This window comes from Merdibacter massiliensis (assembly GCF_900155395.1).
GTDB lineage: Bacteria > Bacillota_I > Bacilli_A > Erysipelotrichales > Erysipelotrichaceae > Merdibacter > Merdibacter massiliensis.
In genome coordinates, this window is record NZ_LT699717.1 from 119620 (window position 1) to 133384 (window position 13765).

A 13765-nucleotide genomic window follows, 5' to 3' on the forward strand; every position below is an offset into this window, starting at 1 on the left:
GTCCTTTTTTATACCTTAAATATCCATTTATTTCCTAATATCTTATGAACAATGTGCCAAAAAAACGGTATACAACAAGTTTGAACTGTCTTTCTATTTTTGATAAAATTTACGTAATTGAATAGCGGGTGATTTCATGAATACATTTCAATCATTTTCTTTTGGCAGCATCATTTTGGTTGATGATGCATTGCGCTTGCCCTTGCAGCAATCCCTATTGAAAGAGAAAAGAGGAATGCTCGGCGTCTCTTTTCTCTCCTTGAAAAACTGGATCAAACAATTTCAATCAAACGAGAACCATGATGATGCGCTTTTATTTGCCTACCGTCAACTATTAGAAGAACATAAAGAACAGTTCCCGATCTTTCGCTCACAATTTTCTGATAGCGCATTTTTAAAAGAATGCGCAAATTTCGTTCAGGAATTAAAATTATATGATGTTCCTTTGGATTCCTTGCCTTCGCAAACACCAAGCGAAAGAGAAAGAAAGCAGCTTCTTTCTCTTTTACTGCCCCTGCCTTGTGCTGGAGATGAAAAAAAGAAAGCATTGCGGCAGATACAGGCAATCACGGATGCATCCCATATTTTCATTTATCCCTCTTTTTTTACTTATTACGAACAAACGATCATACAGCTTCTTCTCGAAAAAGGAGCAGCGATGCTGCAAGCAGAATTGCAAGAACAAACACCTGCATTCTATTACGCTGTAAATATGCGTCAGGAAATAGAAGGCATTGCTCAAATGATCATTGAAAAGGGACAACTTGCAGAAGATATTTCGCTTTGTGTGCTGGATCCGTTCTACGAACCGTTAGCGGCACAGATCTTTGATCGTTATCATATTCCTTACACCATCGTATCAAGCAGCTTGCAGGTCGATCTTTCTGCGCAAATGCAAGCTTGGCTGCACTATCTGGCAAACCCTTCACAACAAACCTTGATTGATCTGTTGAATACCCACGCATTTGCTTTTGAGACGAACGCCCTCATTCAATATACGCAATTGTTTCATGAAAGGATCACAGATCCTATCCAGCTACACAGCAATCAAATACAAACAGGTGCGCTCTTCGATGAATATACGCTCAAACAGATTCAAAAGTTAGAAGAGAAAGCGATACAGCAGCAAACACAGTTACTGCCTGTCTTGCAAGAAGCGCTCTCCTGTTCACCGCAAGAAGTGCTTGCTTTCCTTTGTGACCAGTTTGCAAAACGCTATCCAAAGCCAAGTGAAGAGCAGCTGCGCTGCATGAAGCAAATACAAGATCTCTTCCATGAAGTGTATGATCATCTGCATGTAAAAGAAGATCTTGGATTTCTAGAACAATTATTAAAAGCGAAGCAAATTGCAACTGGATATGATCAATTACAGGGTGTGATGATCCATACGATAAAAGAATTGCATCATGAACGAAAGATTCGTTATGTTTGCGGTGCAACCATGGATGCATGGCCTAACTTTGTTCCCCGAAAAGGCATATTTGATGAGAAGTATTGTGTCGATCTTGCTCTGCCTTCCATGGAACAACGCTATCAGCAACATTTGATGCAGTGTGAACAATTATATCATGCGCAGCAAACGCTGATCGTCACATACCCGCTAGGCACTTATGAAGGGAAGACAAAAGAAGCCAGCTTGGAGATGGAACAATACATGGAATCATATCATATACAGGCAAAAGCATTGCCTCTATCAGCTGTCCATATTCAACAGCGCCATTTGCCTGCACTGGATACATCGATTGCTAAACAGCTATATTTACAAGATGGAAAATTACAAGGTTCCATTTCTGCTTTTGAACGCTATCGCCAGTGTCCTTATTCTTATTTTTTACGTTATGGATTGCGTTTAAAGAAACAAAAAAGCGAAGTGGATGACGCCAAGATTGGTTCTTTGATCCACGCACTGTTACAGCAATTGTGTGAAGAACATGGTAAAGCCTATGTTCAGATTGCTGCAAAAGAGTTGATCGAACGCATCCAGAATGAATTTCTGCCGTTACACCAGCTCTATCCAAAAAGAGAACAGGAAATCAAACAATGGCAGATACGTTTGACAAAACAATTGCAAGTTCTGTTTTCGACACTCTCTTCATTGGAAGAACACAATCATTTACAAGCACGCGGCTTTGAACGTCCTTTTACCTATACACTGCCTCTTTCAGCGGCCGATTTGGAAATGCATGGTGTGATCGACCGTATCGATACAAGCAATCATATGGGTGTGATCTTAGATTATAAAAGCAGCAAAAAAACACTCAGTGCCGCAAAAGTATACAGCGGTCTGCAATTACAGCTTTTGACCTATGCAATCGTCCTGGAAGAAGGCGATATTCCTGATTTCGAAGAAATCAAGGAAGTGCTTGGCGCCTTTTACATCTCAACGAAAATGGAAAGCATACAGCAGCCGGCTTTAAAGATCCAGCGTCAAAAGAAAACCTGTGTACCGGTTGAAAAAGAAGAAATGATACGTGAACTGCAAAAGAAACAACGATTAAACGGCTGGATTTTCTCGACATCGATCGATCTTTTTGACGATGATGCCACACACGTCGCCAATTTAAAGATGGATAGTAAGGGAGCCGTTGTAGGCAGAGATAAAAATGCGATCCGTTCATTATCCTCATTAAAAGCAGGAATCCAAAAGATCCTGACCTATATCGGAGAAAACATCTTGCAAGGAAATATTGTCTGTGAACCAAGCGAAAACGCTTGTAGCTATTGCGATTTTCATTGTATCTGCCGTTTTCATGGACAGCCCTATCCAAAAGCAGCCATTATTGATGAACAGATGGAATACTGTATCGATCTGCCTCATCCACTAAAGGAAAAGGAGGAAGAAGTAGATGCCAAATTGGAATGAACAACAACGTCGCGCCGTTGAATTACGTAATCAAAATATCATCGTTTCTGCTTCTGCCGGCAGCGGCAAGACCACTGTATTAGTAGGCCGTCTCATGGATCTTGTTCTCAAAGACCGCATCCGCGTCGATCAGATCTTAGCCATGACCTTTACAGAAGCAGCGGCCAATGAAATGAAAAAGCGTTTATCCGCTGCCTTGCGTAAAGAAAGCGAAACGTGCACCGATCCGGAAACAAAGGCATTTTTGCTGGAACAAATTACCTTATTGCAAAATGCACAGATTTCCACGATCCATTCTTTTTGTTTATCCATTGTACAATCTTATTATTACATCATCGGGTGCAGTGCGCAGCAAGTCAATCACATTGCGGACAATGCCAGCATGGAACGATTTCGTGCCATGGCCATGGAGACTACCTTAGAAAAATACCAGGGAGAAGCACTGACTGCCCTGGCTCAGCTTTTTTCGTTTCGTATCGAAGAAACAAAAGACTTGAAGAAAACGATCATTGATCTTGCCGCATTATCCGCCAGCCGTCCAGATCCGGATGCCTGGCTGGAAAAATGCCTGCAAGCTTATCAAATATCTTCTTTTGACGAATTACCCCATGATATACAAGAAGCATTTTATGCTTACCTGTCTTTAAAGCAAACACAGATCCTGCAGGCATTATCACAAATGCTGCAGCTTTTCGTGGATGAATATAGCGATAAAGCAAAACCGATCGAAACGATCCTCTTAAAAAAAGAACGTTATCAACAAGCATCCCTTTATTTAGAAACGAAAGATTATGAAAACTATCGCCGTGCATTTCTTGTCTGCAGCGGACTATCGCTTCCCCGCACACCAAACAAAGATGATATGCGTTTTGCAGCCTATAAGAAAGAAATCACAGACAGTGAAGATGCTTTAGCAGCTATTCTTTATGAGAAAGAAACCTTATTAAAGGATATGCAATCAGCCGCACCATTTGTTTCTACGCTTATCCAATGTACGCGTACTTATCAAGAAACCTATCAATCTCTCAAACAAGAAGCACAGATGATTGATTTTGATGATATGGAACATTTTGCTTTGCAGATCTTACAAGCAAATGATCGTGCGATTGCAAAGGAGTATCAGAAGCAGTTTTCGATCATCATGGTCGATGAATTTCAAGATACCAATGATATCCAGGATACGATCATTTCACTGATTGCCCGTAAAAACAACGTATTTCGTGTCGGCGACATCAAACAATCGATTTATGGTTTTCGCCATGCACGTCCTTCGATCATGCAATCCTATATGGATCATCCCCAGCCGCAGGATACGGTGATCTATTTGTCTAACAATTATCGTTCAAGCGAAACATTAGTGGAATTTAACAATGTTTTTTATGAACAGCTGATGAACCTCGATTATTTTGCCAGTTCTTATCGCCAAGCCGATCATGTCCAGATTGGCGGGGATTGGCAAAAGAAAAGCAAAGTACCTGTCCAGTTTTACGGATTATTGATCGATGAGCTCAAAACAGCCAGTGAAGAGTTTCGAACCATCAGCCGCAATCAATTAAAAGCTTTATGGATAGCTTCTACCATTCAGAAAATGAAGGAAGAACGCAATCTGGCATGGAAAGATTTTGTCGTTTTGGTTCGCAGCAATCATTCCAAAGACGATCTGCGCAGTGCCTTCGACCGCTTGCATCTGCCTTATTTCATTGAGATCAAGCACGGTTTTTATCAATCAAGTGCGGTAGAGCTCATTCTATCTTATCTTCGCTTTCTCCGCGATCCAGAAGATGATATCGCTTTTGCCGCCATTGCTTTGTCGCCTTTATTCGATCTGGATGAAAATACGCTTGCACTTGCAAAATGCCGCCGTTCTCCACATACTTCTTTTTATCATTATTTTCTAGAGCACCCTTTTAAAGGAATCGATGCATTGATACAAATACTAGACCAGAAAGAATTGCCGATCCACACATTATTAAGCAAGATGTATGATCAAAATGACTTTTATTCTTATCGTACCTCTCTGCAGGAAAAAACAAATTTAGATCTTCTATATCAGCAGGCCGTTCAATTCGAACAAGAACACAGCAGCGATCTGCATGCATTTATCGATTATATTGATTCGATACAAGATGCACAAAGCGCTGAAGCAAACCCCATATCTCCTGATGAAGATGTCATTCGTGCAATGAGCATCCACCAATCCAAGGGGCTGCAGTTTCCCATTGTCTTTCTATGGTCCAATGATTCACAAGATGCTTTAGATTTTCGTTCTCCATTTTTATTTGATGCGGATATGGGCATCGGCATTCGCTATATGGATCCAAACCGTTTCTTACGTACGACTATCGCTCGCATAGCGATCCAGCACAAAAAGGATCGCGAGCAATTAGAAGAAGAAATGCGTATTTTATACGTTGCTACCACAAGGGCGCAAAATGAAATGTATATTGTTGACTGTATCCGTTCTCCGCAAAAATTTGAACAGCCCTTAACCAGTGCTGCAGTCTTCTCCCGTTGCGGCTATACAGGATGGTTATTGCGTGCGTTTGCTAAAACTGCTTCTCCATTATTTCAAGTAATCTGGGTCCATGAACCCTTTGCTTTGCAGCCATTGTCCATCCAGAAAAAGCAAGCTGAAAAACATAAGCTCTACGCAAAAGAGACATATGCCATCAACAGCACCAGTGCTTCTGCAATAAAAAAAGGAAAACAATTTCCTGTGTTTCTTCCAAACGATACGCAAGCAGGCGCAAAAAGAGGATCTTTGTTGCATGAAATCGTATCTCAGCTGCACCCGCCATTCAAAAAGGAAGAAATTATCCATTTGTTTGAGCAGACAAAACAGGAAATGACGGCAATCGATCTGACACAGCTGCTTGCTTTAGGAAAAAATACACAGTATATAGAGTGGAGCCAGTATCCAACGGTTTATCATGAATTACCTTACAGCGTGCAGATCCAAGATCAACTGTTATATGGATATATTGATTTCTTTGCCATGAATGAACAAGAAATCATCATACTGGACTATAAAAGCGATCATCTGGATGCTCCTGCTGCTTTCATTGAACTATATCAAGCACAATTACAGACATACGCCGATGCTATGCAGCAGCTGTATCCACACCATTTGATCCATACCTGGATCTACTCATTTTATCTGCAATGCATGATTCCTGTACCTCTATATTAAAAAATGACCTAAATGGTCATTTTTTATGCATTATTTAAATTAAACTGATGAAAGGTATTCGCTATAGTATAGATGACGCTGTTCAAAAGGCCATCTTTTGCACTTTCGATCATCAATTGAATCTCATAATCATGATTTCCTTCGTCCAAGATCAAGATCAAAGCTACCAGCAAACGATGTTCCTGCAAAAACGGCTGATCATCTTTATCTTGCTCTTGAATCGTTGTTTCAACAAAATGATTCTGCTCGAGCCCTTCCAAGACTTGGCTTGGCAAAGCAACACTTCCGTTGTGATACAAGATTTTTCCTTCTGCTTCATGGATATCACATTTTTGGCAAAAGTCCAAAACACGCTGTTTCATTGGAAGACGCCAATCTTCAAAAACTTCTAGCTGTCCGCTGCCATTGAGATCTTTAAAACCAAAGCCGTCAGCCTCCATGATCTGCACGCCAGCATTAGGCTGATAGCCGATATTCTTTCCGCCTTCATTTACGATCGTACAATGATTCTTATTATGTTTTAGAGACCATTTTGATTTCATCTTCATCATCCTTTCGATATGTACACTATAACACCCATCTTGCTTCAAGTTGTCAGCAGAGTATGTGAAATTTTGTTATCCTTCTTCCTGCTGCATGGTTTTGACTACTGCACTAAGATACTGCACACATTGTTCAATTCCAACCTTGCTTGTATTGATCACCATGGAATAATTCGAGATCGCTCCCCATTTGCGATCCGTATAGAATTCATAAAAATTCGCACGTTTTCGATCAAATCGCTGCATTGTTTCTTCTGCCTTTTCTGGTTTTAAATGATACAATTCGATTCCTCTTTGTATGCGTTCCTGTTTGTCCGCATAAATAAACAGCGATAATACATTTGCTTCATCCTTTAATACATAATCACCGCACCGGCCAACGATCACCGCACTTTCTTTTGCGGCAATTTCACGAATCAAACGTGCAGCACTTTCAAACACTTCATTATTGACAGTCAATGAAGTAACCATAGATAATGCGGAGCGGCCGCCTACTTCATACATTCCGTTTTCCCCTCTATTTTCATCACGGAAAAAAGCACTGGAAACACCTAATTTTTTTGATATTTCTTCTAAAAACACTTTATCGTAACACTGGATGCCCAATGACTCCGCCAATTTTTCACCAATCAGCTTTCCTGCACTTCCATACTGTCGGGAAATCGTAACTATTACACGCTTGCTCATATGATCACCTTTTTCTATATCTATACGATAACAACACCTATACACATTATAACAGAGGTTATAGCTACTTTGTAGAAAGAGATTGAAAACGATTTATCATCGCCAAACAATTGGATTCATCATATATTCCTCCATTTCCCCGCGCCTAAGGTCGCGCGGACACAAATATTTCATCAATAAATCTCACACGTCTCATTTTTTCGTGTTACCATATAAGAGAGGTGGTACACTACAGAGCACGTGGAGGTGAGTAGGAATTCTACTCAATTGAATATCCTGTATATATATAAGTTGCCGTCATCATCTCAAGCACAAATAAGTAGGACTTTGAGCCTGGACACTTATGATTGTTCAATCAACTGTTGTCGATTCGCTTTGATGACAGTCAATGCCACCTCTCCTTTTGCATGAAAGGAGTTTTTTTATGGTAATGAAAATCGTTCGTTTCAACTGTTGTGGCATGGATGTTCACAAAAACCTGGTTGTCGCTACTATTGGGATCACCGATAGAAAGACCAACATTACAGAATACTTCCAACGATCCTTCTCCACTTTAAACTCCGACCTATACCGTTTAAAGGATTGGCTGCGATCTCATCACTGTTCTGATGTCTGTATGGAGTCTACCGGTAAATACTGGATCCCGATCTTTAACATTCTTGAAGATGAGACCAATGTCCATTTAACTCACCCCAAGTATGTCAAAGCCATCAAAGGCAAGAAGACAGATAAGAAAGATTCCAAATGGATCTGTGATCTCTTCAAACATGATCTGATCAAGTTTTCGTTTATCCCTCCCAAAGAAATTCGGGAGATGCGTGAGATCGCACGTTACAGATACAAACTGGTCTGCATGCGTTCTTCAGAACGGAATCGTTATCAAAACTGTATGACCATTTCTAATGTCGGTCTGGCTTCTGTTGTTTCAGATCCTTTTGGCAAGACGGCTTCCAACATTATGAAAGAAGTCATGAAATCCAATGTGATCGATGATGACAAGATCCTAAAGCTCGTTCACAAAAACTGTAAGAACAAAGATAAGATACTGGACTCTCTTCATGGCTATCACATTGAATCGGATCAACGATTCAAGATGGAAAAATCTTTGGATCATATGGAATATTTAGATCAGCTCATTGATTCATGCGAAGTGGAATTGATTAAGCGTGCGTATCCTTTTCGCAGATCTTTTCAGCACATCACACAAATAAAAGGAATCAGTGCTTTATCTGCTATTCTTATCATCTCTGAAATAGGAATTGATATGTCTCAGTTCGAATCCGACAAACAGCTTGTCAGTTGGGCCGGACTTTCTCCTGCCAACAACGAGAGTGCCGGCAAGAAAAAGTCAGTCCGTATCTCAAAAGCTGGACAGTATCTCAAACCTCTGCTTGTCCAATGTGCTTTATCGGCCATCAAAGATAAGACATCTTATTTTGGAAGAAAGTATTCCAATATCAAGAAACGACGAGGTCATAAGAAAGCAATCATTGCGATCGCACGCATGATGCTGGTCAGCATCTACCACATGATCCTTACAGGAGAAGAATTTAATCCATGTGACCATGAATCCTTTATGGATCCAAAACCAAACGCCAATCCTTCACTTACAGTTGAAAAAGCATTGAACTTTTTAAAACAATCTGGCATTGATATTTCTTCTATTCCAGTCAACTTATAAATTTTTTCGATATCTTTTACCTCCTGTTTTTAAGTCGGCCCTTTTTGCGCATTTTTATTCACACTTTTACACCTCTATTTTATTTGATAGTCTGTGGATAATGATAGCATCGCCATAGATGGGCTATTCGCCACTTTTTGTGTGCTGTAACCGGAAATGTTTATACTGTCCGGTGTATAGCCCAATTGTTACCAGATCATCAACTGGATTACGGCATAACCCTTTTTTTTGTTTGCTTAGTATTTGTATAGCCGTGAAAGATAATACGACTAATATCACTTCTATCTTATCGAGTGGGATAATAGCTGTCCCTCTGATTAACAAGTACATTTGGTTCAACACAAAAACCTATTGTTCTATTGAAATCAAAGATAGAAAGATTTATAAAGTATTATAACGAACAAAGAATAAAAGAAAAGTTATGATGGATGAGACCTGTCCAATACAGATTCTAGCTTTTAGCTGCATAAAAAATGAGACGACAGAAGTCGTCTCTCAAAAGTCTAACTTTAAGGGGGACACCTCAGATATTACTTTTTCTGAGATATTTTCATTTTTGATTGACAGTCATAAAAAAGAAAATCACTGGCTTTGAAAGTTACAAAGTACAATATTTATGGAAAATTAAATCAATGTACAAAAGGAAAACGATTTATTTTCTCATGAGATAAGGGGCTGCACAAAATAATGGTGTTAGCAGAAAAATATTCCTTTAAGTCTTATCAAAAATATTTAGGCAAGAACCATTAAATGCATCCTGAATTATATCAATAAATTTGAAAAGTAAATAACTATAAACTCTTTTTTTACTTCATTTATCTATTTTAGTGGGAATTTATTCATACAATAGCTTAAGAAAACAAATGTAATTTCTAAAAAAAACGAAAACTGCGCTTGAAAGCATGAAAAGACCGTACAAATTCCTGTCGTATTTTTCTTTTATACATTTCTCGTTTTACTTTGATCCATCAAAGCGATACATAGGCACTTCTTGGCTATGCTCAAATAATTATTTAGTGATATAGTAATAGCCATACAAGAAAGACTCTATAATTGCATATTAATTATATATAAGGATAAAATACATTCTTGCAAATGCAAATAAGCCATGATTGGATAGATATACCCTGATCATGACTTATTTTTTACTGTTTAAATTTTAGAGTTCTTCCCCATCTGTATCAATCACGTGCTGATACCAATAGAAGGAGTCTTTTTTATATCGTTTATTGCTTCCTTGACCTTGATCATCGCGGTCAACATAGATGAATCCATAACGTTTGCTCATTTCACCAGTACTTGCACTGACCAAATCGATGCATCCCCACATTGTATAACCAATCAGTTTCACTCCGTGTTCAATAGCAACCTTGCACTCATGCAAATGATCTTTCAGATATGAAATACGGTAATCATCATGAACTTTACCATCGACTAATGTATCTTTAGCTCCTAATCCATTTTCTGTAATGATCATAGGCAATTTATAACGATCATACATAACTTCCAAATAATAGCGAAGTCCCTTTGGATCATAGGACCAGCCCCACTCCGAATAATTTAGATATGGATTTCTTGCCCCATTGGCGAAATTTCCTTGTACGATATCTTTAATTTCATGAGTTGTCACTAAGTTTGACATGTAGTAGGAGAATGTATAGAAGTCCACTGTACCTTGCTTCAAATCAGTAAAATCATCAGGTTGTGTTTCCAGATGTACATCATAAGTATCCCACAAACGTTTTGCAAATACCGGATACTCACCGAAAACTTGGGCATCACCAGTATAGAAGATGCCTTTTTCCCAACGATAGCGATTTTCCAAAATATCATTTGGATCACAAGTACTTGGGTAATTAGGAATTCCGCAGATCATGGAACCCACTTTATTTTCCGGATCGATTTCATGGGCTAATTTGACTGTCCGTGCATTGCAAACCAACATGTTATGAATCATTTGAAAACTTGTTTGATGGGTTTCTTTGTTGGAGATATTGCCAAACATATCTAGCATCAACAAATAATCATTCATCTCATTGAATGGCAACCAGTATTTGACCATACCTTTGAATTCTTCCAGGCATGTCTTTGCAAATTTCATGAAATAATCGATCATTTTTCGATTTGTCCATCCGCCAAAAGTATTTTCTAAATATAGTGGAACATCACCATGGAAAATAGTTACCAAAGGTTCAATATTGTATTTATGCAATTCACGGAATACATCTTTGTAAAATGCGATACCCTTTGCATTAGGTTCTTCTTCATCTCCATTTGGATAAATACGCGGCCAGGAAATTGACAAACGGAACATTTTGAATCCCATTTCAGCAAACAGTTTGATATCTTCTTTATAGGTATGATAAAAATCGATTGCTTCATGACTAGGATAAAAGTATCCATCTACGACTGCTAATTTAGCACCTGGCGGCAATGAACCGCCAAGGTTGCTGTTAATCGCACCAGGATTGCCGTCCTTGTCAATATATGTCAACTGTCTTCTTTTTTCAAAGGAGCCGGCTGTCTTACAATCTGAACTTGACAAACCTTTTCCATCAATATTATAAGCTCCTTCAATCTGCATGGAACTAGTGGCACCACCCCAAAAAAAGTTCTCTGGAAATTTACTCATTCTATTCCTCCTTGTGATTATTTCGTACAAATCAATTCAAGTGTATTCTCTGCAAGGAATAATTCCGAATTGATTGTCATCAAGGTATCTTGAGCATGAATGAACAACATCGTCAAAGTTGGCTGGTCATTCATGACCGTATCTTGTAAAACTTTTGTTTGTAAACGATGTGCTTCTGTAATTTTTTTACGCGCATCTTTTAATTTTTTTTGAATTTCATCCCATCCTTTGTCTTGCTTGGCTGCTTGAAATGCCTCATTGACAAGAGTTCGGCAATCACCAGCATGCAGGATGATCTTCATTGCTAATTCGTTTAATTCTTGTGCTGTATATTCGCTCATTCAATGCTGTCCTCACTACACTTCTTGCGCAGCTATATCCCCTTTTGCTGCTTTTGCGGCTGCTTTTTCGTCTTCTAACTTACATTGTTTGTCATAAACTCTGAAGAATGGATAGTAAATCAATGCTGTTGCTGCGAAGCAAACGATATGCAGCAACAAACCACCGATGATGTTACCAGTTGCAAGCGGTGCATAAAGAATGGAAGGCATCGTAACACGGAATGGTTCTACCGGAACTGCAATCAAACCTAATGCAAAAGTAAACCATACAATCAAACAGTTTGCTAGACCTGCAATCCAGAATGGTACCATCAGTACCGGGTTGAAAGCAACAGGTGCACCATAAACGACCGGTTCATTGATATTGAAGATCGAAGGTATGATAGCGGCACGGCCAACTGTTTTCAAGCGTTTAGATTTTGCCAAGAAAGCCATGAAACAACACAAAGCTAAAGTTGCACCTTGTCCACCGATAAAACACATCTGGAAGATCTCATACGTATGTAAATTTGTTGCTGGTAATCCTTGTGCAACTAATGCCAAGTTCGCATTTTGCCCTTCCATCCAGATCAAAGACATTAACGGATATAAGATCCATGCCGAAATACCAAAAGAATACATAAACAATACCATTACAACAACTAATAAGAAACCACCAAATGATTGTGAGAATGTTGAAATTGGCATGATCAATGCACGGATTGATTCAATAAGATCGAATTTCAGGCCAAAGGTCAAAACAATACCAAACAATAGACACAATGTCCAAGGAATAATGGAATTAAACCATGTAACGATGAATGGTGGCAATGAAGTATTATTCTTGAAGAAAGCAAACTTTGCAAAGATATTGAATACGATTGCAGTAATATAACCAGATACCAAAGCATTCAGCATACCACCAGCACCCAAGTTAGCAGTAGCCAATACTAAATTGCCAGCTTCATCATAGTGCGGGAATACTAACAGCAAGAACAAACCTAAACCGGCTAACCCTGCTTGACGGGCAACACGACGTTGTCTTTTCTTTTCCATAATGATACATGGCAACTCATAAGCTAAGAACAAGCCAAACAAGCCAAATGAGAAATTACTTAATTCTGTCAAATCCGGCAAGAAGGTTAAGCCAAATCCACGAAATACCCCAACTAGTGTTGCAACAGAACCAACCAATGTTGCCGGAACAGCTGCCAAAATGGCTTCCTGTGTTGCACCGATCCAGACATTTTGTCCGATTTTTTCAATGATAGGCGCAATGCTCTTTTCCACAAAATCCATAAATCTTTTCATAACATATCTCCCTTCTTATTATAAATATCCCTTCTTTATGTTGTAATTATTTCAATGATTTCAATGCTTGATCTAACAACCCCTCTCCATTCAATGATCCATAGACTTCGCCATCAATCAATACGACCGGAACATCATATTCTTCCGCAATGTCTTGGATGGCAGCCAAACGATGTTGAAAATGTGGGCCAACCATGACCAAATCCACTTCATCAAGATAATCTTCGACTTCGGATTCACTGCATGCACGAACACTGATGTCCATTCCCCTTTTTTTTGCGGCTGTCATTGCATTATTGGCCATAAAACCACTTGATGCGCCAGAACCGCAGCATAGCAGTACTTTTTTCATAACGTTCCTCCTTTATACTATCTGAGGTCATTATAAAAAGCTTAGATTATTTGATTCAAACCTAAAAAGGTTCCGCAGGTAGGAACTTTTATTTATTTGATAACGAGATTTTAAATTTCTATCATAAAGGAAATTATAAGAAAGATAAAAAATGGGGAAACTGTTAAATATCAGGTTACTGATATAA

General features: G+C 39.0%; 9 protein-coding genes. 3 read left to right on the forward strand and 6 right to left on the reverse strand.

Going from position 1 to position 13765, the window contains the following annotated elements; translation table 11 throughout:
- Positions 1 to 136: 136 nt before the first annotated feature.
- Both BQ9859_RS03385 and BQ9859_RS03390 read left to right on the forward strand, forming a co-directional pair.
- Positions 137 to 2863, forward strand: a complete 2727-nt coding sequence (locus BQ9859_RS03385) for a PD-(D/E)XK nuclease family protein (RefSeq protein ID WP_075876872.1) — start codon at positions 137 to 139, stop codon at positions 2861 to 2863.
- Positions 2847 to 6053, forward strand: a complete 3207-nt coding sequence (locus BQ9859_RS03390) for a UvrD-helicase domain-containing protein (protein WP_075876873.1) — start codon at positions 2847 to 2849, stop codon at positions 6051 to 6053. The genes BQ9859_RS03385 and BQ9859_RS03390 overlap by 17 nt, the downstream gene beginning before the upstream one ends.
- Before the next feature lie 23 nt (positions 6054 to 6076).
- On the opposite strand, the gene BQ9859_RS03395 is transcribed toward BQ9859_RS03390, so the two are convergent.
- Positions 6077 to 6595 (reverse strand): hypothetical protein, encoded by a 519-nt coding sequence (locus BQ9859_RS03395; RefSeq protein WP_075876874.1) that lies wholly within the window; start codon positions 6593 to 6595, stop codon positions 6077 to 6079.
- 75 nt (positions 6596 to 6670) lie between these two features.
- Complete coding sequence (locus BQ9859_RS03400) at positions 6671 to 7282, reverse strand: cytidylate kinase-like family protein (RefSeq protein WP_075876875.1); 612 nt, start codon at positions 7280 to 7282, stop codon at positions 6671 to 6673.
- A 424-nt stretch (positions 7283 to 7706) separates the two neighbouring features.
- On the opposite strand from BQ9859_RS03400, the gene BQ9859_RS03405 reads away from it, so the two are divergent.
- Positions 7707 to 8963, forward strand: a complete 1257-nt coding sequence (locus BQ9859_RS03405) for an IS110 family RNA-guided transposase (RefSeq protein WP_075876229.1) — start codon at positions 7707 to 7709, stop codon at positions 8961 to 8963.
- 1159 nt (positions 8964 to 10122) lie between these two features.
- Here BQ9859_RS03405 and BQ9859_RS03410 read toward each other — a convergent pair.
- From BQ9859_RS03410 to BQ9859_RS03425, 4 genes are read right to left on the reverse strand one after another with little or no spacing between them, the layout of a single operon-like run.
- Positions 10123 to 11595 (reverse strand): glycoside hydrolase family 1 protein, encoded by a 1473-nt coding sequence (locus BQ9859_RS03410; RefSeq protein ID WP_075876876.1) that lies wholly within the window; start codon positions 11593 to 11595, stop codon positions 10123 to 10125.
- A 17-nt stretch (positions 11596 to 11612) separates the two neighbouring features.
- The gene (locus tag BQ9859_RS03415; RefSeq protein WP_075876877.1) at positions 11613 to 11936 is read right to left on the reverse strand and encodes a PTS sugar transporter subunit IIA; all 324 of its coding nucleotides are present in this window, start codon (positions 11934 to 11936) and stop codon (positions 11613 to 11615) included.
- Positions 11937 to 11951: 15 nt separating this feature from the next.
- Positions 11952 to 13226 carry a PTS sugar transporter subunit IIC gene (locus tag BQ9859_RS03420; protein WP_075876878.1) on the reverse strand — a complete coding sequence of 425 codons (1275 nt, stop codon included), beginning with the start codon at positions 13224 to 13226 and terminating at the stop codon, positions 11952 to 11954.
- A gap of 46 nt (positions 13227 to 13272) precedes the next feature.
- The gene (locus BQ9859_RS03425; protein ID WP_075876879.1) at positions 13273 to 13578 is read right to left on the reverse strand and encodes a PTS sugar transporter subunit IIB; all 306 of its coding nucleotides are present in this window, start codon (positions 13576 to 13578) and stop codon (positions 13273 to 13275) included.
- Positions 13579 to 13765: the final 187 nt, after the last annotated feature.